At 48.7% G+C, this 26,638-nt stretch carries 22 protein-coding genes; 10 read left to right on the top strand and 12 right to left on the bottom strand.

What is annotated here, in order from left to right; genetic code table 11:
* Window positions 1-9 precede the first annotated feature (9 nt).
* The 6 genes from AB2U10_RS08920 (at window position 10) to AB2U10_RS08895 (ending at window position 6,872) form a co-directional block, all read left to right on the top strand.
* Window positions 10-372, top strand: coding sequence for a hypothetical protein (locus tag AB2U10_RS08920; RefSeq protein ID WP_367913741.1), 363 nt, complete (start codon window positions 10-12; stop codon window positions 370-372).
* A 110-nt stretch (window positions 373-482) separates the two neighbouring features.
* On the top strand, window positions 483-995 hold the full coding sequence (locus AB2U10_RS08915; RefSeq protein ID WP_367913740.1) for an RNA polymerase sigma factor: 513 nt from the start codon (window positions 483-485) through the stop codon (window positions 993-995).
* The gene (locus tag AB2U10_RS08910) at window positions 992-1,864 is read left to right on the top strand and encodes a HEAT repeat domain-containing protein (RefSeq protein ID WP_367913739.1); all 873 of its coding nucleotides are present in this window, start codon (window positions 992-994) and stop codon (window positions 1,862-1,864) included. Before AB2U10_RS08915 ends, AB2U10_RS08910 begins: the two co-directional genes overlap by 4 nt.
* Window positions 1,865-1,871: 7 nt before the next feature.
* Window positions 1,872-2,888, top strand: a complete 1,017-nt coding sequence (locus AB2U10_RS08905) for a DUF4097 family beta strand repeat-containing protein (RefSeq protein ID WP_367913738.1) — start codon at window positions 1,872-1,874, stop codon at window positions 2,886-2,888.
* Window positions 2,889-3,048: 160 nt separating this feature from the next.
* On the top strand, window positions 3,049-4,926 hold the full coding sequence (locus AB2U10_RS08900) for a TlpA family protein disulfide reductase (protein WP_367913737.1): 1,878 nt from the start codon (window positions 3,049-3,051) through the stop codon (window positions 4,924-4,926).
* 182 nt (window positions 4,927-5,108) lie between these two features.
* The gene (locus AB2U10_RS08895) at window positions 5,109-6,872 is read left to right on the top strand and encodes a peptide MFS transporter (protein ID WP_367913736.1); all 1,764 of its coding nucleotides are present in this window, start codon (window positions 5,109-5,111) and stop codon (window positions 6,870-6,872) included.
* A 102-nt stretch (window positions 6,873-6,974) separates the two neighbouring features.
* On the opposite strand, the gene AB2U10_RS08890 is transcribed toward AB2U10_RS08895, so the two are convergent.
* From AB2U10_RS08890 to metG, 3 genes are all read right to left on the bottom strand, one after another.
* The gene (locus tag AB2U10_RS08890; protein ID WP_367913735.1) at window positions 6,975-9,833 is read right to left on the bottom strand and encodes a T9SS type B sorting domain-containing protein; all 2,859 of its coding nucleotides are present in this window, start codon (window positions 9,831-9,833) and stop codon (window positions 6,975-6,977) included.
* 113 nt (window positions 9,834-9,946) lie between these two features.
* Window positions 9,947-10,714, bottom strand: coding sequence for a 3-hydroxyacyl-CoA dehydrogenase (locus tag AB2U10_RS08885; RefSeq protein ID WP_367913734.1), 768 nt, complete (start codon window positions 10,712-10,714; stop codon window positions 9,947-9,949).
* Window positions 10,715-10,821: 107 nt separating this feature from the next.
* Window positions 10,822-12,873: a methionine--tRNA ligase gene (gene metG, locus AB2U10_RS08880; RefSeq protein WP_367913733.1), complete on the bottom strand. Its 2,052-nt coding sequence runs from the start codon at window positions 12,871-12,873 to the stop codon at window positions 10,822-10,824.
* Between the two features lie 184 nt (window positions 12,874-13,057).
* On the opposite strand from metG, the gene AB2U10_RS08875 reads away from it, so the two are divergent.
* Window positions 13,058-13,936 (top strand): ABC transporter ATP-binding protein, encoded by an 879-nt coding sequence (locus AB2U10_RS08875; protein WP_367913732.1) that lies wholly within the window; start codon window positions 13,058-13,060, stop codon window positions 13,934-13,936.
* Window positions 13,936-17,586 carry an ABC transporter permease/M1 family aminopeptidase gene (locus AB2U10_RS08870; RefSeq protein WP_367913731.1) on the top strand — a complete coding sequence of 1,217 codons (3,651 nt, stop codon included), beginning with the start codon at window positions 13,936-13,938 and terminating at the stop codon, window positions 17,584-17,586. The genes AB2U10_RS08875 and AB2U10_RS08870 overlap by 1 nt, the downstream gene beginning before the upstream one ends.
* Window positions 17,587-17,660: 74 nt before the next feature.
* Here the strand turns inward: AB2U10_RS08870 and AB2U10_RS08865 are convergent, their stop codons facing one another.
* From AB2U10_RS08865 to AB2U10_RS08855, 3 genes are all read right to left on the bottom strand, one after another.
* Entirely contained in the window at window positions 17,661-18,260 is a 600-nt protein-coding gene (locus AB2U10_RS08865) for a class I SAM-dependent methyltransferase (RefSeq protein ID WP_367913730.1), read from the bottom strand.
* 125 nt (window positions 18,261-18,385) lie between these two features.
* Window positions 18,386-18,856, bottom strand: coding sequence for a transcription elongation factor GreA (gene greA, locus AB2U10_RS08860; protein ID WP_493820407.1), 471 nt, complete (start codon window positions 18,854-18,856; stop codon window positions 18,386-18,388).
* 312 nt (window positions 18,857-19,168) lie between these two features.
* Window positions 19,169-19,582: a hypothetical protein gene (locus AB2U10_RS08855; RefSeq protein ID WP_367913729.1), complete on the bottom strand. Its 414-nt coding sequence runs from the start codon at window positions 19,580-19,582 to the stop codon at window positions 19,169-19,171.
* A gap of 266 nt (window positions 19,583-19,848) precedes the next feature.
* Between AB2U10_RS08855 and lpdA the strand changes: the two genes are divergently transcribed.
* Window positions 19,849-21,240: a dihydrolipoyl dehydrogenase gene (lpdA, locus tag AB2U10_RS08850; RefSeq protein WP_367913728.1), complete on the top strand. Its 1,392-nt coding sequence runs from the start codon at window positions 19,849-19,851 to the stop codon at window positions 21,238-21,240.
* A gap of 121 nt (window positions 21,241-21,361) precedes the next feature.
* Here the strand turns inward: lpdA and AB2U10_RS08845 are convergent, their stop codons facing one another.
* The 3 genes from AB2U10_RS08845 to AB2U10_RS08835 all read right to left on the bottom strand — a co-directional run bounded on the left by AB2U10_RS08845 (window position 21,362) and on the right by AB2U10_RS08835 (window position 23,281).
* The gene (locus AB2U10_RS08845) at window positions 21,362-22,021 is read right to left on the bottom strand and encodes an AlbA family DNA-binding domain-containing protein (RefSeq protein ID WP_367913727.1); all 660 of its coding nucleotides are present in this window, start codon (window positions 22,019-22,021) and stop codon (window positions 21,362-21,364) included.
* A gap of 54 nt (window positions 22,022-22,075) precedes the next feature.
* Window positions 22,076-22,960, bottom strand: coding sequence for a PPK2 family polyphosphate kinase (locus tag AB2U10_RS08840; RefSeq protein ID WP_367913726.1), 885 nt, complete (start codon window positions 22,958-22,960; stop codon window positions 22,076-22,078).
* A gap of 99 nt (window positions 22,961-23,059) precedes the next feature.
* Window positions 23,060-23,281, bottom strand: coding sequence for a DUF2795 domain-containing protein (locus tag AB2U10_RS08835; protein WP_013409416.1), 222 nt, complete (start codon window positions 23,279-23,281; stop codon window positions 23,060-23,062).
* 160 nt (window positions 23,282-23,441) lie between these two features.
* On the opposite strand from AB2U10_RS08835, the gene AB2U10_RS08830 reads away from it, so the two are divergent.
* Window positions 23,442-24,209, top strand: a complete 768-nt coding sequence (locus AB2U10_RS08830) for a copper homeostasis protein CutC (protein WP_367913725.1) — start codon at window positions 23,442-23,444, stop codon at window positions 24,207-24,209.
* On the opposite strand, the gene porT is transcribed toward AB2U10_RS08830, so the two are convergent.
* Genes porT through AB2U10_RS08815 form a run of 3 tightly spaced genes read right to left on the bottom strand, consistent with a single transcriptional unit; the run spans window position 24,184 to window position 26,638 of the window.
* Window positions 24,184-24,924: a type IX secretion/gliding motility protein PorT/SprT gene (gene porT, locus AB2U10_RS08825; RefSeq protein ID WP_367913724.1), complete on the bottom strand. Its 741-nt coding sequence runs from the start codon at window positions 24,922-24,924 to the stop codon at window positions 24,184-24,186. The genes AB2U10_RS08830 and porT overlap by 26 nt on opposite strands.
* Window positions 24,897-25,625: a bifunctional demethylmenaquinone methyltransferase/2-methoxy-6-polyprenyl-1,4-benzoquinol methylase UbiE gene (ubiE, locus tag AB2U10_RS08820; RefSeq protein ID WP_367913723.1), complete on the bottom strand. Its 729-nt coding sequence runs from the start codon at window positions 25,623-25,625 to the stop codon at window positions 24,897-24,899. Before ubiE ends, porT begins: the two co-directional genes overlap by 28 nt.
* Window positions 25,622-26,638 (bottom strand): quinone-dependent dihydroorotate dehydrogenase, encoded by a 1,017-nt coding sequence (locus tag AB2U10_RS08815; protein WP_367913722.1) that lies wholly within the window; start codon window positions 26,636-26,638, stop codon window positions 25,622-25,624. Before AB2U10_RS08815 ends, ubiE begins: the two co-directional genes overlap by 4 nt.

Genomic DNA, 26,638 nt, shown 5'->3' with positions numbered 1-26,638 from the left:
ATCCTGCTTATGAGCTTAAAGACATCAATTTCCGACTTTCTGAAAATAGACGAGCTCAAAGATAATCTCCTGAAGATTGCTGAGTCTAAATTTGAATTAAAGAAGCTTGAACTGCTGGCCAAGGTAGAAAAGCTGCTGGCCAAGATAGTCATGAATGTGCTGGTAGCCATTTTTATATTTATCATTTTTCTCCTTCTGAACATCCTGGCTGCCGCTATCATTAATTACTATACCCGAAGCTACTGGATAGGCTATGCCTGCATTACAGGGCTGTATAGTTTGCTGTTTGTCCTGTTCCATTTCTGCAAGCCGTGGGTTTCGCGCAAAATAGAAGCGCTGATTGCCGACATCATGGTGGAAGAACAGTTTTAATGCAGGAATTGCCGTGTGCTTACCCGGCGCCTGAAAAAAAAAATTGAGTCCGTTGTAACCTTTCTCTTTTTACCCGGTTTTTCTAAACAGAATACCCGAAGGAAACTCCTATGACAGATGAGCAGGCCATGATGGCCGTAGCAGGCGGAGATTTAGACAAGGCCGCCGTTCTTTACGAGCGGTACAAACGCCCTGTGCTGGGATATTTCTGCCGGAGTTCTGTGAACAGGGATAGTTCGGAAGACCTGATGCAGCAGGTTTTTTACCGGATCATCCATTACCGGAAAAGCTTTGCAGAAAACTATGTGTTCCGGCCCTGGCTTTTCAGGATAGCCCGGAACGTGCTCCAGGATTTCCTGCAGAAAAACCGGTATATGTTTTCCGGGCTCGATACGGAGATAGAAGATGAGAGCAGTGCTTATGACGGGGAGCAGGAATACCAGCTGAAGCGGGCGCTGGAGAAGCTTCCGCCGGAATATAAGGAGGTGATCCTTCTCAGCCGGTACGAAGAGCTGAAATACGATGAAATCGCAGAAATACTGCAGATCAGCGTATCACTGGTGAAAGTGAGGGTACACCGGGGACTAAAGATTTTACGGGAAATTTATTTTCAAATGGAATGAAGAATGTAGAAGAAATTTTTGCGGACTACCTGGAAGGGAAACTCTCCGAAAAAGAGCTGCTCAGCTTCTTTTCGGAGAACCCGGAAGCCCAACAGGAATTTGAAGAGCTGAAGCAGCTTTTCAATGAATTGCCCGAAGCTGTACAGCCGGAAGTGTCCGGAGAGGCCAATGACCACTTCTATGCTTTCCTGGAAGGAGAAAAAAGCAAGGCAACTCCGCGTTTCCGGGTTTCTTTCGGGGAGATTCTCCGCTATGCAGCCATGATCCTGGCGGTGGCAGGGGCATACTATTTCGGCAGCCGGAAACCGGAGAAAGAGATCGTTACCGTAGAGAAACCCATCTACATCACCCTGCGCGACACCGTCCGGGTGAAAGAGGAGGCCGAAGGCCACGGGCAGGAAAAAGCAGCACGGAAACAACCGGCCGTGATGGAGGAGCTGGCCAATATCAGGAAAGAAGTAGGCGAGATCAACGAGGTGCAGCATAAAATGATCCTGGCTATGTTACGCCAGGAGTCGGCGGCTTCCCGCCTGGAAGCCATCAATTACAGCTATAACCTGGATGCGGCCGACGGGGCATTGATGGATGCGCTTTTTCAGACCCTTGAAAAAGACCCCAGTGTGAATGTGCGCCTGGCAGCACTGGATGCCGTGGGCCGCTTTGAACTGAGCCCGACCATGCGGGAGAACCTCGTGCTGACACTGGCCGAGCAGCGTGATCCTTCCTTACAAATGGCATTAATAACGAAACTGATAGAACTCAGAGAGGTGAAGGCGCTGCCGGTCTTTGCCGGTATTATCAATAACCCTGATGTGTCTGAAAACATCAGGGACCGGGCAGAATTTGGTATAAAAGTTTTAAACATGTAAAAAAATTATGAAAAAGCTGATTTTAGTATCGTGGGCTTTAATGGCCGCTCATTTTTCCGGAGCACAGGAAAAGAAACAGTACGAAGTAAAGAACTTTAAAGGGCTGGTGAATATCACAGGGCCTTCTTCAGGCCTGGTGATTGAAGGCTATGCCGGAAACAGCGTGATCATTGAAGCCGAAGGCGGAGAAGGGAAAGTGCCGGAGAAAGCGGCCGGACTGCGGATGGTAACCGCCGGAGGAGTGGATAATACCGGTATCTCTGCCCGGGTAGAGGAAGAAACCGTTAAAGTGGTTACATCGATCAATGAGAAAGGAGAGGAAAAAGAAGAAGAGATCAGGGTACTGACAATCAATATCCCGAATGCCAACAAGCTCTTCAAAAACTATGTTATAAAAGTGCCGCACGGCGTAATGACCCGGTTCAGAGAAAGCCATATGGGCTATTGGGGCGGGAAAGAGCCCATGCAGGTACGGTCTTTTGAAGGTGAGCTGGAGGTAAGCTGCACCGGATGTAACATGAATATTTCGGATTTTTCAGGAAATATTATAGCCAATAACTCTTCTTATGGCGGCACCACGCATATTGAATTTTCAAAACTGGCCCAGGATAAGATCAGCTCTATCAATACCGACGGCGATGTGGAAGTGATCCTGCCGGCAAGTACCAAAGCCAATCTTACCATGAACTCGACAAGAGGAAATGCATACACGGATTTTGAGTTGAAGAAAGTGGAAAAGAAAACAGGAAATGACCGGCTTGATGCCGTGATTGTTAACGGATTATCCAGCTTTTCATCTTCCGGAGATGCAATAAGTGTAGGACAGGGTAATATTAATTTCCGCAGTGACGAAGGCGTGACGGTGGTGGGCCAGCGCGCACGGGTCAATGAAAAACTGGCACTTGCTTCGGTGTCTGCCACCCGGAGGAGAAACCTGGACCGCTACGATTATACCATTAACGATGGCGGGGTTTACTTCAGCATCACCAGCTTTAGCGGGAATGTTTACCTGAAGAAGAAATAAGAAATCTTATCCGGACCGGATAGAATCTGCAGGAAGGTGCCTGAAAAGGAACGGTTCACCGCTCCTTTTCAGGCACCTTCCTGCACCTAAAAAAATAGTTATCATTTGGGTTTTTTACGATCATTTCCGTATCTTTAGCCGTCAATGAAACTCTAAACACATGAAAAAGATCCTTACTATCGCGTTTTCTGCTCTGCTTTCGTGTGCTGCCTTTGCACAGGGTGAATTCACTTTTTCGCCGGAAAAGCCCAAACCGGGCGATGCCATCACCATCAGCTACAAGCCGTCGGCCGTGGTTCCGGTCAAAATCTCAGGAATGGAATTCAAAGGCCTGTTTCCCGACGACCTGGATTTTCAGGCTAAGCGTACTGCCGGGAAATATACCGCTACCTTCAAAACGGATACCTCTGCCACGCTGGTTTACTTCACGGTAACGGCAGGCGGAGCCACCGACAATAACCAGGGCAACGGGTATACCATTGAGCTGTATGAAAACGGTAAACCGCGGAAAAATGCCAATATCGCCAAATCGTACTTTTACCAGTATTACGGTGAAGAATCGGGTATAACAGGCGATAAGGAACGGGCACTGGCGGCCCTGGAACGGGAGCTGCAATTTCACCCCGATAACCGGAGCGCAAAGCTGAATGTATTCCGGATGAAGCTGGCCGACGATAAAGAGAAAGGAGGTGCGGCCATTCAGCAGGAAATTGATGCATTTAAGCCGGCCGGCCTGAAAACCGAAGCCGACTACACTTACCTGTCGCAATTGTACAGCATGGTTAAGCAGGCCGACAACGTAAAAGCTTTGGCAGAAGAAAGGAAAACCCGGTTCCCGGAGGGCACGTGGGTAGCCCAGGAAATGATCACGAAGTTTGCGAATGAAAAAGACCTGGCGAAGAAAAAGGAGCTGTACGAACAGATCATCGCCAATATAGAGACCCTTCCGAACTTCAAAAGCAGCAAGGCGTCTGTTCCCAACCTGAAAAGCAACCTTTTGAGTGCCTATATGGCAGCCAAAGACTGGGATGGCCTGCAGAATGCCATTACAACGTTACCGTTTGATGATAAAGTAAGGCTGGCATCGCTCTACAACAATACTGCCTGGAAGATGTATGAAGATGGAACCGATCTTCCTAAAGCAGAAGAATTTGCCCGGTTTGCCACCTCTTACGCCAAAGAGGAATGGGATAAGGCGGTAGCCGCCGGACAGTCGGAAAAGAAAATAAAGCCGAAAAAAAGCACCTATGCCATGTATGCAGACACGTATGGTGCTGTTCTTTTCAAATCAGGGAAGTATGAAGAGGGCTATAAATATGCAAAAGATGCGGCCATTACCGTAGCCGAAGGGGGTAATCCCGCCTATAACGGTATGTACGCCCAGTTGGCCGAAAAAATATTGCCGTACAGTGAATATAAACCCCAGCTGGAAAAGTTTGTGGTAGACGGGAAATCGGGCTCGGAAATTAAAGAGGTACTGAAAAGAGCTTACGTAAAAGAAAAAAATTCGGAAGAAGGCTTTGACGCGTATATCGCCTCACTGGAGGTAGAAGCAAAAGAGAAAATGCGGGAAGAGCTGATGAAAAAACAGCAGAACAAACCGGCACCGGTATTTGCTCTGCTGAACCTCGACGGGTCAGAAGTAAAGCTGGAAGAGCTGAAGGGCAAAACCGTGATTGTTGATTTCTGGGCTACCTGGTGCGGACCGTGCATCGCGTCTTTCCCCGGGATGAAAAAAGCACAGGAAAAATACAAGGACGATCCCAATGTAAAATTTGTATTTATCAACGCCTGGGAAAACGGGAAGGACATCAAGAAAGAAGTAGCTGCGTTTATTGAAAAAGGAGCTTATCCGTTTGAGGTATTGCTTGACCTGGACAATAAAGTAATCGACTCGTACGGGGTTAGCGGTATCCCCACCAAATTTGTTCTTGATAAGAAAGGAAATATCCGGTTCACTTCTATCGGCTTCAGCGGCAGTGCCGATAAGCTGGTAGATGAGCTCTCGCTGATGATTGAAATGGCCGGAACGGAATAAAATTAAAAATTCAGGAGAAGGAGCCCGGAAAGAACGCAAATACATTTTGTGTCTTTTCCGGGCTTTTTTATTCAGGAGGTTCAAAGCCGTTGGGCGGGTAATCCCCTTTGTTGTTGCCGCTGATAGCCGGAATATCAATACTTTTTCGTAGTTTTGTTTAATAGTCTATCCTGAATTATCGTATGAACCCGTCTGCTGAGACCAACCCTGATTTTTTTAAATCCAAAGTTTTAGGCCACCCGTCCGGTTTATTTGTCTTGTTTTTTACAGAAATGTGGGAGCGCTTCTCGTTTTACGGGATGCGGGCGCTGCTCGTACTTTTCCTGACGTCTACCATAGGCGACGGCGGCTGGGACTGGAGCCGGGAACAGGCCATGGCCCTTTTCGGCTCTTATGTGGGCCTCGTGTACCTGTCTACCATGCTGGGCGGCTATTTTGCCGATAATATCATCGGTTACCGGCTGGCGGTGGTGGTAGGTGCTTTCCTGATGACCCTGGGCCATGCTTCTATGGCGGCAGAAACCCCGTTCTTTACCTATACAGGCCTTATTTTACTGGTTTTTGGTAACGGGTTTTTCAAGCCTAACATGACCTCTATCCTGTCAGAGATTTACAAAGACCACCCGGAAAAGAAAGACGGGGCCTATACCATATTCTATATGGGCGTGAACTCGGGCTCGTTTTTCGGAATCCTGCTGTGCGGGTACCTGGGAGAACAGGTAGGCTGGAGCCTGGGATTTGGCCTGGCCGGTATTTTTATGTTCTTCGGACTCCTGCAGTTCTGGTTTTCCCAGGATATTTTTGGAAATATAGGTTTAAAGCCTAAAAAAGCCACGCAGGGAGAAAATGTACAGAAAGCCGTAACAGATGAAGACAAGCGTAACCCGTTTACGGCGTTTCAGCTGGTGCTGATCGGTGTTATGATCCTTCTCGGGCTGCTCTGGATCGTCTTTGAACCGGTAAAGATTATTTCGAAAGGGGCTGTTGATATCTTCGATTTCAGCGTACTCGGGTTTTCAGGCAACAACTTCACCATTTTACTGGCCCTTGCGCTTTTCCTGGTATTGCTGCTCATCCGGATTCCCCGGTATTCGCGGGTTATTCGTGACCGTATGATTGCCGTTACCTTTTTTGCTTTTCTTGCCGCCTTCTTCTGGGCTATTTTTGAGCAGGCTCCGGGTACGCTCACCATTTTTGCAAGAGACTATACCCACCGCATGCTGGAAGGAAATGCCGGGCTTATTTTTAAGCTGGCCAATGCGTCTCTCACGGTTATTCCGCTGGGCATTATAACCTGGGTGTTGTTTAAGCTTTTCGGGCAAACTTTCCGGCATTATACGCTGGCCAATGTAATTCTCGGCTCCAGCTTTGTTATTGTGTGGGGAATTGCCCTCTGGATGCTCAAAAACCAGTTTTCCCGGGAAACCCTCGAAGTGCCCGCTTCCTGGTTCAGTACGCTGAATTCGCTGTTTGTGATCAGCCTGGCTCCGCTTTTTACGAAATTCTGGGACAGCCGTTTCAATCCGCCGGCCAACTACAAATACGGCCTGGGCATGTTGCTGCTGGCCATCGGGGCAGCCTGTATTGCCTTTGGGGCCGGTTCTATTGAAGTAGGTGCCCGCACCGCCTCGGTAAGCATGATCTGGCTGATCCTGGTGTATCTTTTCTTTACCATGGGTGAGCTCTGTATCTCTCCGGTGGGCCTGTCGTATGTAAGTAAGCTGGTACCTGCCCGTATGATCGCCGTGATGTTCGGTATCTGGTACCTGGCCGTAGCCATCGGCATGAAAGCCGCGGCCAAATTCGGTGAAAGCATTGACCGTGTAGCCGATGAAAAAGGCATCAGCTATTTCTTCTGGATGCTGGCCTCCATTGCTTTTGGTGCTGCTGTTCTGGCCGTTATTTCACGGCCGGTCATTAAAAAGCTGATGCATGGGGTAAGATAAACCTAATATGCCTCTCGACTACGCTCGAACTGACAAGTGGCGCCGGTTCCTGTCAGTTCGAGCGAAGACGAGAACCGAAAGCGAAGACGAAAACCCGTTCTCTTACCGGATCAGTGTAACGTATCCCTTGTATTCCTTAGTGCTGCCCTTCGGATCCAGCCGCTCAAAGTTGACCGTAACTACGTAGTAATACGTTCCGGAGGCCAGCTCGCGCCCGTTATTGTCTTTTCCGTCCCATTCCATATCGGCTGAAAGAATACTTCTGACCCGTTGTCCGTGCGCCCCGTAGATCTCCATTTTTGCATCTTTGATGAATGCCGGGCAGTTCATGGGGGTGAAAGTATCGTTCTTCCCGTCGCCGTTGGGTGAAAATACATTCGGAAACGATAATTTTTCGCAGTTATCAAAGCAGACCCGGCCACTGAGCGCGCTTTCCAGCCCCAATGAATTAACGGCCGCGATATAGTAGCATCCGGCAAAACCTTCTGTACGGTTCTTCCGGTGCGTAAATGTGTTCAGCCCGGATGCCTGCACGGTAGCAATAAGCGAAGGCTCGGTGAGCTCATACCGCCCGAAATAAATGTTGTAGCTGATGATGTCGTTCCGGCAGGGGCCTGAGGCTCCGTCAGTGGGGTTATTCCAGGTGATGGTATTGACAAAGGTACTTTCATCACAGAAATCACTGTTCTGATATTGCTCGCAGGTGATGGTGCCCGAGGCATTGATTTCGGGTGTACACGGAGGCGACTGATCCAGCGGGGTGGCACATTTTACCTGTGAATAGTTCGGTAATATGCCCAGCTGGCTGAATGCCTCGTATTCTCCTTGGGTCAGAACCCGGTAGCAATAGGTTTCCCCGTTAATGAGCCCGGTGCTGATGTCTCCGTCGCCTTTTTCCGTATCGGCACCGGTGTCGGTATAGGTAAACGAATTGGCATCGGTCACCTCCAGCTTATGGATCAGGTTAAACCGGTCAGAAGCATCCTGACGGTAAATGTAATGCGTATGATTTTCGTTGCTCCAGGGGGTGTTGGCTTCCCAGGTCAGCGGCACAGCCTGGTTGGCGGTACGGGCAGACAACAACACCGATGAAGCCGGAGGGGATGAGGCCCTTAACTTGCTGCTTTCGGTATAGATCTCCACCTTGTAACGGTATACTTTTTCTTCCGTATTCAGGTTCTGATCCAGGAAATACGTATCGGTGGTATCGGTGAAGCTTGTAGTTTTCGTATGGATCTGGGTGAAATTTTCCCCGCCGATCCCTTCGGCCCGGTACAGCTTGTATACCCGTTCAGCAGGAAGGGTGTTCAGATCCACATTCAGAGGCAAAGACCATTTTACTTCTATTTTCCCGGCCGAACGCGACGTTTCGGTCACAGAAACGCGGGTGATGACACTGGTGCCCGGCTTTACATCTGAGCCGATACAGAATTCTACGGAAGGAGCGCTCCGGATGGAGATAAAATTGTTTTCTGCAATTTCAGTCACTAGGCGGTAGCTGTAGATTTCTCCTTCGGCAGCCGTGCCGTCGAGGAACGTGCTGTCTTTGGTGGTCACCTCGCCGATCAGCTGGTAACCCCAGCCCGCGGGCATGCCGGAGGTACAGGTACCCGGGTTTAACCCGCTGCAGCCGCTTTTCCGGTACACCAGGATTTTACCGTTATCATTGCACGCCGTCAGCGGCTTCCACGAGAGGCGGTTGCCGTTATCAGCGGCTTCGGCTACCAGTGCTTTGGGCCGGGGCGGTAAAACACGGATGTTCAATGATTTCAGATCTACCAGTGAGGTGGTAAACCTGCCGGGGTTATCTTCTACCTTAAATACAATGTTATAGGCCTGTTCACGGGCGTGGAGGCAGTTGGTCTGCCATTCAAAGCGACCGGTCACTTTTCCTGCAGCCGGGGTGCTTGAGAATTTTGCCGGCTCAGGCGGAATATAGCTGAACGGTCGTCCGGCCGGGTCTTTATTATACACACCGCCTGAGCTGGTAAGCTTCAGCTGCTGGCTGATGTTGGCATCCTGGGCCAGTACCTCAAATTCTACTTTTTCACCGGCTTCAACACAGATATCGGCCGGGAGGGTAAGAACCGGGGCTATATTATCGGTCTCTACCACAATGATCTGCATATCGCGCACGATCTCACCGATCTTGACATAGCCGCCGTCGTATCCTTTCCGCCATTCTTCAATCACAAAGGCCACATTGTATTGCCCGGCCTGCCTGGGGGCATCCCAGACAAGGTCACCGGTTCTGGGGTTGATGGTAAACGTGGCCGGGCCGGTTCCCGCCTGGTTTAGTACAGGAGGCGGACCCACGGTATTCGGTTCAAGGTATTCCGGGATAAAAACGCCCAGACCCGTGGTAGTACCTGTAGGAGCAACCTGGTCTTTTCGCGGAATGGTCAGCTTGTAGGAAAGTGAGTCGCCGTCAATATCAAACGCCCCGGGATTATGGATAAATTTCTGGCCTACGGCGGCAGAGTCTATGGGTATATTCAGCAGCAGGGGAGTACTGTTGTACCCCACATTGGAATTGATCAGGATAGAGGTCTGCACGTAGAAGCTGATGCTTTGAGAGCCGGTAGGTGCGGGCAGGTTAATGGTATTCTCATTTCGGTTAACAATGCTTACTCCTATGGTATAATACCCGGCAGCCGGGAAAGTGTAGGTGGTGTCATACACGTTTCTGGATGTAGCCTGGTTGATCATGACCCGCTCTTTACGGCGTGCCGTGATTTTTTCCACGCGCGATGTGGAGAAGCCGAGATTGAAGGTTACGGCCTCTTCCATGTCATTGGCCATCCGCCCTAAGATTTCATCGGCATAGGTAACCAGCGTTATACGGTACGTCAGCTGGGTACCCGGTAACCTTGTAGCCGTGATCTCTCCTGCCCGGATATGCGTTGCAAAAGCAAATACAGGACAGAGGAGGAGAAAGAAAAGGATGTAGTTTTTCTTCATGAATTACCGACACTTATGTGCTAAAGATAAAACTTTAACGCTGACGGATTCCAATTATTCTTAATGAAATCCGGAATAAAACGCAGAACCTGTTCAAAATTTGCCTTTCGGGCCTATTTTGCGGCCATGCGTATGGCTCCGTCGAGGCGGATAACCTCACCGTTCAGCATGGGGTTCTCAATGATATGCTTTACCAGCCGGGCATATTCTTCCGGTTTCCCGAGCCGTGAAGGAAACGGAACCTGTGCCCCGAGAGAATCCCTGACCTCCTGCGTGTAGGCGGCCAGGAGCGGGGTTTCAAAAATGCCGGGGGCAACCGCCATTACCCGTATACCCGTACGGGCCAGCTCGCGGGCAATGGGGAGCGTCATGGCTACAATACCGCCCTTAGAGGCAGAATAGGCTGCCTGGCCTATCTGGCCTTCGAAGGCCGCTACCGAAGCCGTATTGATGATCACGCCCCTTTCTCCTTCCTCATTGGGGGTGTTATGCTGCATCTTGTCGGCGGCCAGGCGCAGGGTATTGAAGCTGCCGGTCAGGTTTACTGCGATGATTCTTTGAAAAAAGGCCAGGTCATGCACCCCGTTTTTGCCGAGAACCCGCCTGGCCGGTCCCAGGCCGGCACAGTTGATCAGGCCGTGGATAGCGCCGAACCGAGCCGTTCCGTGGTTGAGGGCCGCAATGACTTCTTCTTCATTTGTAATGTCGGCTTTCACAAAAAGAGCTGCGATGCCCAGGGTATCCGGCAGGGCTTTCCCCGAATCGGCATTGAGATCAGCAATGACTGCATTTCCCCCGTTTTCAACGATCATTCTGACCGTTGCCTCGCCCAACCCGGAAGCCCCGCCCGAGACAAAGAAGGTGTTGTTCTTTATTTGCATTTTTTATCTGGTTGATGTTTAGGCTAAAGCGGTTCCTGTCAGTTCGAGCGTAGTCGAGAACTGCAAGCGTAGTCAAGAACCGAATACACGGTTAAACCCCCAAACCTTTAATTCACCGTAGCGCCGCTCCACACCTCTTTGTGCGGCTGGATGAGAGAAAGGCTTCCGTCTTTATCTTCGGCCATCAGGATCATTCCCTGCGACTCAACACCCATCATCGCTCTCGGAGCCAGGTTAGCAATAAAGGTAACCTGCCTTCCTACCATTTCTTCGGGAGAGAAATGCTCTGCAATTCCACTCAGGATGGTCCTTTTTTCAAAACCGTCGTCCACTAAAAACTTCAGCAGCTTTTTGCTTTTCTTCATCGGCTCCGCTTCCAGGATAGTGCCGATGCGGATGTCCATCCGGGCAAAATCATCAAACTGGATCACCGGTTTCAATGCCGGTACGGTTTTTCCTTCAAGTTCGTTCAATTTTTTAGAATTTAATAATTTTTGTACCTGCGCCTCAATGGCTGCGTCTTCAATCTTTTCAAACAGGAGCCCGTCCTGCAACACTTCCGTACCGGCAGGAACCAGGCTGGCCTGGCCGGCATCGGCCCATACGGGGGAGTCGCCGGCAAGAGCCCAACGACTGCTGCTTAACTGAGTATAGATTTTTTTCGCTGTAAACGGGAGAAAAGGCTCTGAAACTATAGCTAATGTGGCCGTGATCTGCGTAGCAATATTCAGGATAGTCGCTACCCTTTCCGGATTTTCTTTCCACACTTTCCAGGGCTCGGTATCGGCCAGGTATTTGTTTCCCAGGCGAGCCACTTCCATCATGCCGGCCAGTGCTTCCCTGAACTTATAGTGCTGAAGCGAGCCGGCAATTTGTGCGGGAAGCTCCGCCAGGGCTTTCAGGGTATCGGTATCTACGGTTTCCAGCGACCCTTTCTCCGGCACTTTGCCTTCAAAATACTTTTGGGTAAGCACTACGGTACGGTTCACGAAATTTCCGTAAATGCCCACCAGTTCCGAATTATTCTTGGTCTGGAAGTCTTTCCAGGTGAAGTCGTTGTCTTTGGTTTCCGGGGCATTGGCGGTCAGCACATACCGCAGCACGTCCTGCTTGCCGGGAAATTCCTCCAGGTATTCGTGCAGCCATACCGCCCAGTTGCGCGAGGTGGAGATCTTGTCGTTTTCCAGGTTCATGAACTCGTTAGCCGGAACATTGTCAGCCAGGATATAGCTTCCCTCTGCCATACACATGGCCGGGAAAATGATGCAGTGGAAAACAATGTTATCCTTCCCGATAAAATTAATGAGCTTTGTGTCCGGGTTTTTCCAGTAATCCTCCCAGTTTTTGCCGGCTTTCTCCGCCCATTCCTTGGTCATGGAAATATAGCCGATGGGCGCATCAAACCATACATAAAGCACCTTGCCCTCGGCACCTTCCACCGGTACTTTTACGCCCCAGTCGAGGTCGCGGGTCATGGCACGTGGCTGCAGGCCCTGCTTGAGCCACGACTGGCACTGGCCGAACACGTTGGTCTTCCATTCGGTATGTGAATTCACATATTTTTCAATCTGCGGCTGCATTTTATCCAGGGGCAGGTACCAGTTTTTGGTTTCCTTCATCACGGGCTTGGAGCCTGAAATAGTAGACCGCGGATTGATCAGCTCGGTAGGAGACAGGGAAGAACCGCATTTTTCGCACTGGTCACCGTAAGCACCGTCGTTATGACAAACGGGGCATTCGCCCACAATATAGCGGTCTGCCAGGAACTGGTTGGCGGTTTCATCAAAGTACTGTTCGGTAGCGATTTCATCAAAATATCCCTTGTCGTACATCGTCCGGAAGAACTCCTGTGAAGTTTCGTGGTGAACCGGGTTAGTAGTGCGCGAATAGATGTCGAAAGAGATACCAAAATCTTCAAACGACTGCTTAATGATGGAATAGTATTTATCGACCACCTCCTGGGGTGTAATGCCCTCTTTTTTGGCTTTTATGGTAATAGGCACACCGTGTTCATCGGTACCGCTGATAAAAGCCACGTCCTGGCCTTTTGAGCGGAGATAACGTACGAAAATGTCGGCCGGGATGTAGCATCCGGCCAGGTGACCTATATGAATGGGGCCGTTTGCATAAATTAAAGCGGCCGTAACGGTGTATCGCATCGGAAGGTTGTTTAAAAAATGCAAAGTTAGGATTTTATGCGTACTTTTGAAATAGCCATGAGCAGTGAGCTATGAGCTATGAGAAATATACGGTACGTTGTAAAGGCTCACAGCGGTTCGCCGCCCGGCTCAAGGCTCATAGCTCACTGCTAAAAATTACAGAGGAAATATAATACCATAACCTATGCGCCTATCTATTCAAAACCTGAGTAAAACCTATAAAAACGGTGTAAAAGCCCTTGACGATGTGTCCCTTGAAATAGGCGCCGGAATGTTCGGACTTCTGGGGCCCAACGGTGCCGGGAAATCCAGCCTTATGCGTACGGTGGCCACCCTGCAGAAGCCTGATTCCGGCCGTATATCGTTTGGTGAGATTGATGTCCTGAAAGATCAGCTCAGCTTACGCAAAGTGCTGGGATACCTGCCCCAGGAGTTTGGGGTGTACCCTAATTTTTCGGCAGAGGACCTGCTCGACTATTTTGCCCGGCTCAAAGGGGTAAGCCTGAAAGCCGACCGGAAAAAGCTGATCCAGGAAGTGCTGGAGATTACTAACCTCTGGGAGGTGCGGAAGAAAAGCGTCAGCGGGTATTCAGGCGGTATGAAGCAGCGTTTTGGAATTGCCCAGCTGCTGCTGAATAACCCGAAGCTCATTATTGTGGATGAGCCTACGGCCGGTCTTGACCCTGCCGAACGCCATCGTTTCCTGAATGTTCTGCGTGAAATAGGCGCCAATCATACCGTTATTTTCTCTACCCATATTGTAGATGATGTGCGCGAGCTTTGTCATGAGATCGGCATACTGAACGGGGGCAGAATCCTGTTTCGCGGAACCCCGTCTGAAGGAGAGGCCGCACTGAAAGGAAAGATATGGATGCGGATCATCGAGCGGGAGGATACCGATGCGTTTATGAAGAACTTTAAGGTGTTATCTTCCAATTATAACCCGGATAATACCCTGAATATACGGGTGTACAGCGAGGAGCAGCCTAACGAGACCTTCGTGCCGGCTACCCCCAGCCTGGAAGATGTATATTTTGTAGCACTCAAAAACGATACGATCTGATGCTGGGAACGATATTTTCTTTTGAAACGAAACGATGGTTCAGCCAGCCGTCTTTCTATATTTATTTTGCCGTCTTCTTCCTGATCGGTTTCCTGGTCATGGCCTCTGCGCTGGGCTATTTCGATGCCTTTACCGTGACCACTACATCCAATACGTATTACAATTCGCCCCTGGCGGTAAACAGCCTGATCAACGGATTCTCGCAATTGCTTAACTTTATTATCCCTACCGTGATCGGTGCCACGGTCTACCGCGACTATAAGTATAACGTGCACAGCGTGCTTTATTCCTACCCGTTCAGTAAGCGCGACTACCTGGCCGGCAAGTTCCTGAGCGGCATGCTGATCACCATCATTATCTCCCTGGGTATCGGACTGGCCTTTATCGTCGCTTCCGTGCTGCCCTTCGCTAACCAGGAGCTGATGGGACCTTTCCGCCTGTGGGCTTTTATCCAGAGCTATGTTCTTTTTGTGATTCCGAATATCTTTTTTATCGGGGCTATTATCTTTCTCCTGGTCACCCTCACCCGTAACGTTTATATTGGTTTCATCTTTATCCTTATCCTGCTCATCCTGCAGATCGTTATCGGCAACCTGACCGAAAACATGGACGATAAGTTTATTGCCGCCCTTATTGAGCCTTACGGACAGGAAGCGCTGAGCTACGTGAGCAAATACTGGTCTATTGAAGAGCAAAACGTCAATGATATTCCTTTCAGCAAAGCTATTGTGCTGAACCGGCTGATCTGGGTGGGAACCGGCATACTGGCTTTGGTCATTACCTGGGTGACCTTCTCGTTTTCCCAGTCTCCCGTAAGCCTTTTGCGGCAAAAAGCCCCGGAGCGGTCGGTAAAAGATAATTTCCGGAGCGTATTCCGGATCAACCTGCCGGAGGTAACCTTTAATTTTTCTTTTGCACAAAATCTCAAAACGGCTTTCAGCCTGGCGCGTACAGAATTCCGGTCTATTGTGAAAAACTGGGTATTTATTTCTATTGTGGCGGTGCTGATGCTGTTCGTGTTTGTGAACGGATATACCCTCGGAGAAAATGTTTTCGGTACAAAGACCTACCCGGTAACCATAAAGGTACTGGAAACCATCAGCGGGGTCTTTGTGCTTTTCGGCCAGATTCTTATTTTTCTCTTTGCCGGGGTTGTGCTGAATTCGGCTGCTACCCACCGGATGAATTTCCTGGTAGACTCCACCCCGGTTCCTGATTGGGTGCTTCTGCTGTCTAAGTTCCTGGCCCTTCTGGCCATGTGTGCGGTACTTATGGTGAGTGGTATGATTGCCGGTATGCTGGTTCAGGCGTATTATGGCTATTACCATTTTGAGCCCGGGCTGTATATCAAATCACTTTTGGGCTTCCGGATGCTCCACTTTGTGGTGTTGATCATTTTTGCCCTGTTCATCCAGTCTTTCTTTAAAAATTACTTACTGGGTTTCATCGTGATCCTGGTAGCATTGATGATACCGAGCGGGCTTTCTAAGATCGGCATTGAATTACCTGTTTTTCATTTCAATTACTCGCCCGGTGCCGGGTATTCGGATATGAATGGGTTCGGCTCCTACCGCCAGAGTATCATTTTCCGGGTTTACTGGCTGCTTTTCTGCGGTGTTTTATACGGTTTAACCCTCCTGTTCTGGAGAAGGGGCATTATTTCCGGGGTAAAAGACAGGTTGCAAACCGCTTTATTGCGCTTTAAGCGCCCGGTGGCGGTTCCTATGCTGATTTCACTGGCGGCATTTACAGCATTGGGCTGCGCGCTCTATTATCGTTTGGCCGTGGCCCAGCCGTTCTACACCAGCCGGGAGGAAGAGCAGCATCGTATAAACTATGAGAAAGAGTACAAGCGATATGCCGCTACTCCCCAACCCAGGATTACCGGTGTGAAGGTGGAAATGAATATTTTCCCGAAGGAAAGAAATTATAATGCCATTGCGTATTATACGATGGTGAATAAGACAGGCCAGGCTATTGATTCTCTGATTGTAGACTATGGAGAAAACCTGCGCAGCATTCATTTTGATATTCCGAATAAGCAGGTATGGAATGATACCTCGCTGAATTTCAGTATTTATACCCTGGAGCGTCCTTTGCAGCCGGGAGATACGCTGCAGGTAAAGATCCTTTCTGAAAACGTACGGAATCACTGGCTGGCAGATGAGTCACCGGTGCTTGAAAACGGTACATTTATTAATAATTTTGAGCTTTTCCCCGGTTTTGGCTACCAGGAGTCTACAGAGATTGTGGATAACGATGTACGTAAGAAATATGGCCTGAAAGACCGGGAGAGAATGGCAGAACCTACCGATATGCAGGCTCGCCGGAATAATTACATTTCCAATAATGCCGACTGGATGAGTTTTGAAGCTACCGTCAGCACCTCGGAAGACCAGATTGCTATAGCGCCGGGATACCTTCAAAAGGAGTGGACAGAAAACGGAAGAAAGTATTTTCATTATAAAATGGATAAGCCTATTCTGAATTTCTACGCCTTTAATTCAGCACGCTACGATGTCAGGAAAGAAGAATACAAAGGGGTTAGCATGGAAATCTACTACCAGAAGGGGCATGAGTACAACCTCGACCGGATGATGAGCTCCCTGAAGCATTCGCTGGACTATTATACAGAGAACTTCAGCCCTTACCAGCACCGGCAGGTCCGGATCGTGGAATTCCCGCGTACTCAAGGCAGCTTTGCCCAGTCGTTTCCCAATACCATCCCTTATTCAGAGAGTGTAGGATTTATTGCCTGGGTAGATGAAGATAAGCCCAATGCCGTGGATTACCCGTATTCGGTTACGGCTCATGAGCTGGCACACCAATGGTGGGCCCACCAGGTGATCGGTGCCCATGTGAAAGGGGCTACGCTCATGTCAGAGTCGCTGGCCGAGTACAGCTCGCTGCGCGTGCTGGAAAAACGTTACGGGAAGTTCCAGATGCGGAAGTTTCTCAAAGATGCGCTGGATAAGTACCTGCTGGGACGGGCTGCCGAATGGAAAAGCGAAAACGCGCTGATGTATAACGAGAACCAGCAGTATATTCATTATAACAAAGGGTCGCTGGTGCTTTATGCCATGAGTGATTACCTCGGCGAAAAGAATTTCAATCGTATCCTGAAAGGGTACATTGAAGATGTGGCCTTCCAGGAGCCGCCGTATACCACCTCTCTCGAGTTTGTAGATCATATCCGGCGGGGTACGCCTGACAGCCTGCAATACCTTATCAAAGACATGTTTGAAACCATCACCCTGTACAACAATAAGGTGGATAAGGTGACATCGAAGGAGCTGCCCAACGGGAAGTATCAGGTAGATATTGACTTTAAAGTAGCCAAATACCGCACAGATAAGAAGGGAAAACGGATATATGAAGATATGGATGGAAAAACCCTGACCGACGGAGCCGGTAAAAAAGCCCTGAAGTCTTTACCGCTGGCCGATTATATCGAAGTCGGTGTGTTTGGTGAGAAGAAGAAAAAGGGCAATTACGAATACGATAACGAGATTTACCTGAAGCGGTATAAGATCAGTAAGATATCGAACCGGGTTTCGGTGATTGTCGATGAAAAGCCGGTGGAGGTGGGTGTGGATCCGTACAATAAGCTGATCGATACGGACTCTAATGATAACCGGCGGGGAATTTGATTAACTATAGAAGACATTAAAGGCACGTAAGTTAAATGAGGCGTATAGTAGCGTCGTAAGTTCATCGCAGAAGATCAGATGAGGGTGTAGTGCTTTATTTCTATGAAGGTGTGGAAGAGGGTGCGGCCAGCGGTTTTTTGAAATCCGTTTTGCTGCATGGTTTTTTCGATGGGGGGCAATGTTTTTACGCGTACATCTGCTACTATACGGAAAAAGAAATACATGGTTTGCAGCAGTATTTTCTGCCAGAAAGAAGGTTTTTCTGTATAATCTACAACAATAACCTGTCCTTTTTTATCCAGGAAAGGCTTGAGAGAGACTATAAGCTTTTCTGCGTCTTCCGGGAGAAAATTATCCAGTAAGAAGGGGAACAGCATCACGTCATAAAGATGGTCCGGTTGGAAGTCAAAAATATCCCGGTGAATAAAACGGGTAGTGGGAGTAGCTTTGGGTCGGGCCAGCCGGAGCATTTCTGCGGAGATCTCCACAAAATCTACCGGGCCGTTCCATGCCTGTAAGTGTTTCAGGATTTCGCCATCGCCCCCGCCGGCGATCAGTAAGCGTGAATCGGATGAAACCGCCTCAAGGGCCAGGCGCTGTGCCCGGATCAGCGTATCCCCGAACACAATCCTGCTCAGGGGCTGGTACCAGGGGGCGATGGGGGCGTAGTTCATAATTTCATCGTGGAAGCAGGAAAAGTGAACAACTAAAAGTTAAAAGTGAAAAGTTAAGGAACATTCTTATATATAAAATACTAAATGTACCACAGCTTTTAACTTTTAGTTTTTAACTTTTAACTTTATAAAGTTATCTCCAGCACCTCCACTTCCACCACTCCTCCCGGAGCCTGGATTTCGGCCTTTTCTCCGGCCGCTTTGCCCAGCAGTCCTTTGGCAAAAGGCGAATTGATAGAGATTTTCCCCTGTTTCAGGTCGGCTTCTTCTTCTGCTACCAGCGTGTATTTCATGGTAGCCTTGTTTTTCAGATTTTTGATCTTAACTGTCGTCATCAACGATACCTTGGAGGTATCTATAGTGGTCTCGTCTAAAATACGGGCTTTGGCAAAGAGCTCTTCGAGCTTTGCAATTTCAGTTTCCAGCAGGGCCTGGGCATCTTTTGCGGCATCGTATTCTGCATTTTCAGACAGGTCGCCCTTGTCTTTGGCTTCCGCCAATGCCTTTGAAACCTCTCTTCTTCCTTTTGTTTTAAGGTCGTTTAATTTATTTTTTAAATTATCATATCCCTCTTGTGTATAATATTGGTATGACATGATTATCGCTATTTAAATGGTTAACGTAGTAAAAAAAATTACCCACCGTTTGCCGGGGGTAGAAAAAAAAAGAACGGTTTTAAACCGTTCCTGAAAATATATTTCATTTCAGAAACTGCTTTCTATGTCTGGCCAGATTTTTTAATATCGTTTCTTCTCATCAGCTAAAAACTTTTATGCAAAGATATAAACTATTCTTTACGTGTCAAGTAAAACCGGATATATGTTAAAGCCCCGCTAAAGGAACCGGGGTCTTTCTAATAAAACGTGCCTGGAATAAATTAGTTCCGCTGGGAAGTAAAATCGGGCATCTTAATACCACTGAAATCCGGATTCGAGAATCCGGATCCGGATGCTGTCACCGCTTTCTACATTTTCAGGGTAATAAATTAAAAATTGAGTATGCCCTTCCATTGTTGACATGGAGGGGTTATAGGAAAACTTCACAGAATCGGAATACATGTGCTCATTGTCTCTGAGAATATAATTGCAGTCGGAAATAAGGTAATGACCGCCATTTCTTCCACCAGACCCGGTAAGAATACGGCACTTTCCTTTAATATACCCGTCTACTGTGATCCGGAAATAGCTTTTGCTTCTTTGAAAGGAATAGATTACGGTATAAGGCTTGCTGGCATCTATGACGTATTCTTTTGTAATGTCAGGCCGCAGGAAACAGCCGCTGAGACATAAGCTTAAAGCGATAAGGGCAAATAACCGGACCATTGCGTATGGTGTGATTTGAAGTGTTGGAAAAGAGGGTTTTGTTACTGACAGGAAAATGCGAACAAAAAGTGTGTGTTTCATACCCAGTAAAAAAGTGATAGTTGATTTATTCGCGTAAAAATGTAGACAATTCACTGATTACCCAAAAGTTTCGGTATTAATTTATTTTACGGTACCGCTCTTTTAATCAGACCCGGTTGAGCCCCTGTTTAAATTATATTGTTTAAATTTGTCATCATTTTTTAAAACTTAAAAGTCTGAAATGTATGGCACAATATGATGTGGTGATTTTAGGTAGCGGTCCCGGCGGATATGTAACGGCTATCCGGGCGTCACAGTTGGGGTTAAAAGTGGCAGTGGTGGAGAAAGAGAATTTAGGAGGAGTTTGCCTTAACTGGGGATGTATCCCTACCAAAGCGCTATTAAAATCAGCCCAGGTTTTTCAATATATTCAGCATGCCGAAGATTACGGTATTAAAGTAGGCGAGGCCAATGCTGACTTTTCTGCGGTAATTGCACGTTCAAGAGGCGTGGCCGAAGGCATGAGCAAAGGTGTGCAGTTCCTGATGAAAAAGAATAAGATCGATGTGATCGACGGCTTTGGGACAGTAAAGCCGGGCAAGAAGATCGAGGTAAAAGGCAAAGACGGTAAAACCAGCGTTGTGGAAGGCAAGCACATTATTATTGCTACCGGTGCACGGGCCCGCCAGCTGCCTAATGTGCCGATAGACGGAGAAAAGGTGATTGACTACCGCAAAGCCATGGTGCTGGAGAAGCAACCCAAATCTATGGTGGTGATCGGTTCCGGTGCCATTGGGGTAGAATTTGCCTACGTCTATGCCAGCATGGGTACCCGGGTGACCATCGTGGAATTCATGCCGAATATTGTGCCGGTAGAAGACGAAGACGTTTCCAAAGAGCTGGCCAAGCAGTATAAGAAGCTGGGCGTGGAAATCCATACCGGTTCCAGTGTGGAGAAAGTAGATATTTCCGGAAAAGGATGTGTGTCTACCGTGAAAACACCGAAGGGAGAGATCACCATTGAATCGGATATCGTGCTTTCTGCCGCCGGTATCCAGGCCAATATTGAAGGGATAGGCCTGGAAGAAACAGGCATTGCTACCGATAAAGGAAAGATACTGGTAGACAAATATTACCAGACCAATGTGCCGGGATATTACGCTATTGGCGATGTAGTGCCCGGACAGGCCCTGGCGCACGTGGCCTCTGCCGAAGGGATCATTTGTGTAGAGAAGATTGCCGGGCATCATCCGCAGCCGCTGAACTACGGCAATATCCCCGGATGTACCTATTGTACGCCGGAAATTGCTTCGGTAGGCTTAACCGAAAAAGCAGCGAAAGAAAAAGGCTACGAGATCAAAGTGGGCAAATTCCCGTTCTCGGCTTCCGGAAAAGCGAAAGCCGCCGGTGCGCCTGAAGGTTTTGTGAAAGTAATCTATGATGCGAAGTACGGTGAATGGCTGGGCTGTCACATGATCGGTACCAATGTAACGGAAATGATTGCCGAAGCGGTGGTGGCCCGTAACCTGGAAACCACCGGCATGGAAGTGCTGAAATCGGTTCACCCGCATCCTACCATGTCAGAAGCCATTATGGAAGCTACCGCGGCCGCTTATGGCGAGGTGATCCATTTGTAAGAATTATTATACCTGTCTCTCCGGGTTCCTTGCGCCGTTCCTTTGTGTTCTTTGTGTAAAAAATATTTACACAAAGAACACAAAGGATTTTTCACAAAGTATACCGTGGTTGGATGGAGATTCAAGCCAGCAGGTACTTATCTTCCATCTCATGCGCAAAAACCTGTAAAACGCGGGCCAGCACCAAAAGAATCAGCGTTTTTGAAGCCTGTTTAAGGGAAATCCCGGCAATCCGTGAAAATTCACGGAGAGTAATGGTCTGGTTCTGGTCCAGGTATTTCATAAGGATATCCTCTTTCTCCCCGTAGCGAAACCGGTAGCTTTTTTCCTTAAGCCGTTCTTTCAGGATTTCGCGTACTTCCCGGCTGGCCTGGATGGAGCGGTCGGCATTCCTGATGTACACTTTACGATCTTCTTCTTTGCCGGTAGGGTTAAAGTAAACCAGGGCACCGGTGCTTTTTTTGATATGGTAGGCCAGCACCGGACGGCCGTTCTCGAGTATGATTTCTTCTTTGGAGTAATGAACACCGGGTGAAATATAGCGGGCAAACCCCTTTTCCATTACAAAGCTGTCCTCATCAGGAAATTTCAGGCCCGGCAGCTCCCCGTTATCGGCCACGCCCAGGAGAAGCGTTCCGCCGGAAGTATTGGCAAAGGCCACTACTTCGCGCATGATCTTGTCAGGATGGGTGGTTTTCAGCTTGAATTCCAGTTGGCTCCCTTCCCCCTCCCTGACCAGCCGTTTTAAGTCTCGTAATTCTAAACTTTTGGGAGTTCTCATCTCGAAACTGTTTATTCAAAACTAATAAAAAGCGCGGGATTATCCGCCGGAAATTTATTTTTTATTTTGCGCGTTAATGGTGCCGATCATGCCCTCCAGCTGGGCCCTTCTTTCTTCAGACGATTGGGGGTATTCGGGGTTCAGGTCTTTCAGGTTCTCCACCATGATCTTAGCCACCATCAGGCGCATATTCTTCTTGTCGTCGGCCGGTATAACATACCAGGGATTCCGTTTTGTGGCCGTAGCGTTGATCATGTCTTCATAGGCATTCATGTAATCGGCCCAGGATTCCCGTTCTTTGATATCTCCCTCTTCAAATTTCCAGTTTTTGGAAACGTCCTCTATCCGTTCAATGAGCCTTTCCGACTGCTCTTCTTTTGATACATTCAGAAAAAACTTGATCACCTTTATGCCGTTATTGTTGAGGTATTTCTCAAAGTTTTTGATGTCTTCGTACCGGTCCTCCCAGACTTTCTCCGTGATCAGCTCATCCGGGATGCGCTGCTGGGTGTGGAGGATCTCCGGGTGAACCTTGACCACCAGCACCTCCTCGTAATACGAGCGGTTAAAGACCTGGAGCGTGCCGCGTTCGGGCAACTGTTTAAAGCAGCGCCACAGGTAATCGTGGTTAAGCTCTTTGGCTGTGGGTCTTTTGAAGGAGTAGAATTTCATACCCAGGGGGTTCACGTTCTTAAAGACCGCCCGCATGGTGCCGTCTTTGCCCGCGGCATCCATGGCCTGGAAAACCACCAGCACCCCATATTTTGAATTGGCATACAGCTTGGTCTGGAGGTCGTCGAGATCATCCTGAAGCTCAGCCAGCATTTCAAGGTATTCTTCTTCCGAATCGTAAAAATCCTTGATTTTGGTTTTTGCTTTTTCAATGCTGAATTTCTTTTTGCCGTCTTCCCTGACCTCTTCTGCTTTAAATTTTTTCATAAGGCTGTTCCTGTTGATGGTTCAAGATAAGCGTTTTTTCGAAATAAAGGGTAAAAAAAAGCACCCCGCGTGAGGTGCCTTCTTTTTGTATCCTGCCTGTTAATATTCATCCTCGTTAAAGAAGAAGTCTTCTTTGGTAGGATAATCCGGCCAGATCTCTTCTATATTTTCGTACGGTTGCCCGTCATCTTCCAATTCAGATAAATTTTCTATGACCTCGTTAGGGGCTCCCGACCGGATCGAGAAGTCAATTAATTCGTCTTTAGTTGCTGGCCATGGGGCATCTTCTAGGTAGGAAACAAGCTCTAGTGTCCAATACATATTCCCATTAATTTTAAGTGAAACAATTCATTTTGAAACCGGCTGCAAAAGTAAAAAAAACTTTAATCTAAAACGCATTAAAGAGAAAAAATTGCTTTATTGAAAAAGTTAATTTACATCTTCGAAGCAGTGCGCTTTCTTTCAATTAATTAGATAAAAAATGAGGAGACAAAATAGTTCCGGCAAGCTGGAAATTTGTTGTTACAGTGTATTATCCTGCCGCAATGCAGAGGCCGGCGGGGCTGACCGGATCGAGCTTTGTGCCGGTATGCCCGAGGGCGGAATTACGCCCGGCTACGGTACGGTAAAAACGGCCCTGGAGCAGGTTTCTATCCCGGTGTATGTTATGATTCGTCCGCGGGGAGGCGATTTTTGCTTCAATGAAACCGAGAAAGCCGCCATGCTGGAAGATATAAAAATATTGAAAACCCTCCGGCCGGGAGGCTTCGTGATCGGGGCGCTGCTGCCTGACGGCCGCCTTGACCTGGACACCATCCACAGGCAGCTGGAGGCCATCGGCGACTACCCCGTTACGTTTCACCGGGCATTTGATATGTGCAGCGATCCTGACGGGGCGGTGAGTATCCTGGCGGGGCTGGGCATTGAGAATATTCTTACCTCGGGGCTTTACCAGAATGCCTGGGAAGGGCTCGATAACCTGGCCAGGTTCAGTCAAATAGCGGCAGGGAAGATCAATATCATGGCCGGAAGCGGGGTGAACCCGGGCAATATCCTGCAGATCGCCGAAACCGGCGTGAATGCATTCCACTTCTCGGCAAAACGAACCATTGCCAGCCCTATGATTTTCCGGAACGGGCGGATCCACATGGGCGGAGATAAATCGGTTGATGAGTTTGCTACATACGAAGCCGATACCGACCTGGTCAGGCAGGCCAAAAGCCTTATTGAAACAAGATCAGCAGGCTGACCGTGTGGGTTTTCAGGCTTTTTACGTGTTCCAGGAAATGCAGGTTGCTGTTTTTCCGGGTCATGTCAAAGAGCCCGTGGGAGAAGTGCAGCTCAGGGGTGACTTTAAAATAAGCCCTGAAAATTTCCAGGCCCACGCCATACTCCAGCATGAGGTCATTGGTGCGCAGGGAAGAGTTAATGATCGACCTGTTGGAGCCCCGCCGGCCTATGGCATTGGTTTCAAAGGCCCACCGGGTTCCGCCGAAAATGTACATGCGGGAGTTGTTCCGGCGCTCGGATTTGTATTTGACATGGAAAGGAACCTCCAGCCAGGCCTTGTCTACCTGGGTTTCTTCGCGTGTTTGCATGGCGCCGGGTCGCCCTGTTACATAAACAACATTTCTTTTTTGAACCGAAATGTTCAGCGGCGAAAAGCGGATGTCAAAGTAATCGTCTATGAAATAATTGATCATGGCACCTGCCCGTATGGCCGTGGTATTCGGAGAGGTGACGGAGTAGGTTGTACCCAGCGGATCCTGCGTGTTGGCGGCTGAAAGGAAGGAAGATTTGTACTTTACATCGTAATGCGTGGAACCAAAGCCAATGTAATAGCCGAACCGCAAGGGTTTGGCATCGTAATTGGGCTGATAACGGGTTTTTACCTGGGCCTCAGCTCCGAGGGCCGTAAGGATAAAAAGAAAGCACGTTATTTCTTTCCTATATAAACTGAACATATACCAAATGTAAGCGGAACGGCCCTGCATTCTTTGAACCCTGCCTCTCTGTACACCTTCAGGAAGTCTTCCCCGTCAGGGAATGCCTTCACCGATTCAGGCAGGTACGTATAGGCCGAACGGTCTTTAGAGATCAGCTTGCCGATCAGAGGTAAAATTTTTGTAGAGTAGAACCAATAGGCTTGTTTAAAAAAGTAATTCTTCGGCTTGGAGAACTCTACCACCATGCAGGTGCCGCCGGGCTTCAGTACCCGGTTCATATCTGACAGCCCTTTCAGCAGGTTTTCGAAATTCCTCACACCGAACGAAACGATGACGGTGTCAAAAGTATTGTCATCAAAGAGCAATTTTTCTGAATCGCCCAGCTGCATTTCTATCTTTTCTTCCAGGCCCAGCTTCTTTATTTTTGCCCGGCCTTCTTCCAGCATCCCTTTCGAAATATCTACCCCGATAATTTTACCGGGCTTCAGGATCCGGTTAGCCTCAATGGCCAGGTCTCCGGTACCCGTGGCTATGTCGAGCACCAGGTCATTCCGGTTATTTTTGAGCATCGACAGCGCCCTTTTCCGCCAGTAGATGTCTACCCCGCCGCTTAAAACGTGATTAAGCAGATCATATTTACCCGCTACATTGTCAAACATTTCCGTTACCTGCTCTTTTTTAGAGCCTGAGCTTTCTTTGTAGGGAACTATGCTACTCATGATAATAAACTTTTATTGATTTGCCTGATGAGGCCGGGGCCTTCGTATATAAAGCCGGAATAGAGCTGGATAAGTCCCGCTCCGGCGTCCAGTTTTTCGCGGGCATCGGCAGGTGAATGTATACCGCCCACCCCGATAACCGGTATATTGCTCCTGCTCCGGATATAGCGGATGACTTCGGTGGACCGCTCCCGCAGCGGCCGGCCGGATAGTCCGCCTGCACCCGTTTTTTCCACTGTTTCCCGTGAAGTATCGAGGTGTTCCCGCGATAGGGTGGTGTTGGTAGCAATAATGCCGGCTATACCGGATAAGGTCACTATTTCCACGATATCGTCCAGCTGGGAATCGGTTAGGTCCGGGGCAATTTTCAGGAAAACCGGCTTTTTTATTTCCTGGTTTTCTTTTTGCAGGGCCATCAGTATTTCCAGCAGCGGGCCCTTTTCCTGGAGGTCGCGCAGGCCGGGTGTATTGGGCGACGAAACGTTAACCACGAAATAATCTACCAGGTGGCGTAAGACCCGGAAGGTTACCAGGTAGTCGTTCAGGGCCAGCGCATTATCGGTGATTTTGTTTTTCCCCAGGTTCCCGCCTACGGGGATGTCCGATTTCCGTTTCCGGAGATTTTCGGCCAGCTGTTCTACCCCTTCGTTGTTGAAGCCCATGCGGTTGATCAGCGCCGAATCTTTTTTCAGGCGGAACAGCCGCGGCCTGGGGTTGCCGTCCTGCGGTTTGGGGGTAACGGTGCCTACTTCCACAAACCCGAAGCCCAGGGCGGCCAGCTCGTCAATCCATTTGCCGTTTTTATCGAAGCCGGCGGCCAGGCCTACCGGGTTTTTAAAGGTCAATCCGGCAAATGAAGTTACCAGCCGCGGATCATTCACATGAAAAAGTGCCTTTAACAGGGCTTTTCCGCCGGGAAACCGGTAAATGAAGCGGAGACAACCCATGGTAAAATAATGGATTTTTTCCGGGTCAAACCGGGAAAGGATCGGGAAGATGACGGTTTTGTACAA

It is taken from the genome of Leadbetterella sp. DM7, from assembly GCF_040829825.2.
In the GTDB taxonomy this organism is placed as follows: domain Bacteria; phylum Bacteroidota; class Bacteroidia; order Cytophagales; family Spirosomataceae; genus Leadbetterella.
Note: the sequence above shows the minus strand (reverse complement) of the source record. Positions and strands in the feature narration are given on the sequence as shown.

Coding starts and splice junctions, on each gene's coding strand:
- AB2U10_RS08875 (WP_367913732.1), top strand. CDS start 13,058: ATGCGCCTATCTATTCAAAACCTGAGTAAAACCTATAAAAACGGTGTA.
- AB2U10_RS08910 (WP_367913739.1), top strand. CDS start 992: ATGAAGAATGTAGAAGAAATTTTTGCGGACTACCTGGAAGGGAAACTC.
- AB2U10_RS08855 (WP_367913729.1), bottom strand. CDS start 19,582: ATGGTCCGGTTATTTGCCCTTATCGCTTTAAGCTTATGTCTCAGCGGC.
- AB2U10_RS08895 (WP_367913736.1), top strand. CDS start 5,109: ATGAACCCGTCTGCTGAGACCAACCCTGATTTTTTTAAATCCAAAGTT.
- AB2U10_RS08920 (WP_367913741.1), top strand. CDS start 10: ATGAGCTTAAAGACATCAATTTCCGACTTTCTGAAAATAGACGAGCTC.
- metG (WP_367913733.1), bottom strand. CDS start 12,873: ATGCGATACACCGTTACGGCCGCTTTAATTTATGCAAACGGCCCCATT.
- greA (WP_493820407.1), bottom strand. CDS start 18,856: ATGTCATACCAATATTATACACAAGAGGGATATGATAATTTAAAAAAT.
- AB2U10_RS08830 (WP_367913725.1), top strand. CDS start 23,442: ATGAGGAGACAAAATAGTTCCGGCAAGCTGGAAATTTGTTGTTACAGT.
- AB2U10_RS08890 (WP_367913735.1), bottom strand. CDS start 9,833: ATGAAGAAAAACTACATCCTTTTCTTTCTCCTCCTCTGTCCTGTATTT.
- AB2U10_RS08885 (WP_367913734.1), bottom strand. CDS start 10,714: ATGCAAATAAAGAACAACACCTTCTTTGTCTCGGGCGGGGCTTCCGGG.
- AB2U10_RS08905 (WP_367913738.1), top strand. CDS start 1,872: ATGAAAAAGCTGATTTTAGTATCGTGGGCTTTAATGGCCGCTCATTTT.
- AB2U10_RS08915 (WP_367913740.1), top strand. CDS start 483: ATGACAGATGAGCAGGCCATGATGGCCGTAGCAGGCGGAGATTTAGAC.
- AB2U10_RS08870 (WP_367913731.1), top strand. CDS start 13,936: ATGCTGGGAACGATATTTTCTTTTGAAACGAAACGATGGTTCAGCCAG.
- AB2U10_RS08835 (WP_013409416.1), bottom strand. CDS start 23,281: ATGTATTGGACACTAGAGCTTGTTTCCTACCTAGAAGATGCCCCATGG.
- AB2U10_RS08900 (WP_367913737.1), top strand. CDS start 3,049: ATGAAAAAGATCCTTACTATCGCGTTTTCTGCTCTGCTTTCGTGTGCT.
- AB2U10_RS08840 (WP_367913726.1), bottom strand. CDS start 22,960: ATGAAAAAATTTAAAGCAGAAGAGGTCAGGGAAGACGGCAAAAAGAAA.
- AB2U10_RS08865 (WP_367913730.1), bottom strand. CDS start 18,260: ATGAACTACGCCCCCATCGCCCCCTGGTACCAGCCCCTGAGCAGGATT.
- AB2U10_RS08845 (WP_367913727.1), bottom strand. CDS start 22,021: ATGAGAACTCCCAAAAGTTTAGAATTACGAGACTTAAAACGGCTGGTC.
- porT (WP_367913724.1), bottom strand. CDS start 24,924: ATGTTCAGTTTATATAGGAAAGAAATAACGTGCTTTCTTTTTATCCTT.
- lpdA (WP_367913728.1), top strand. CDS start 19,849: ATGGCACAATATGATGTGGTGATTTTAGGTAGCGGTCCCGGCGGATAT.
- ubiE (WP_367913723.1), bottom strand. CDS start 25,625: ATGAGTAGCATAGTTCCCTACAAAGAAAGCTCAGGCTCTAAAAAAGAG.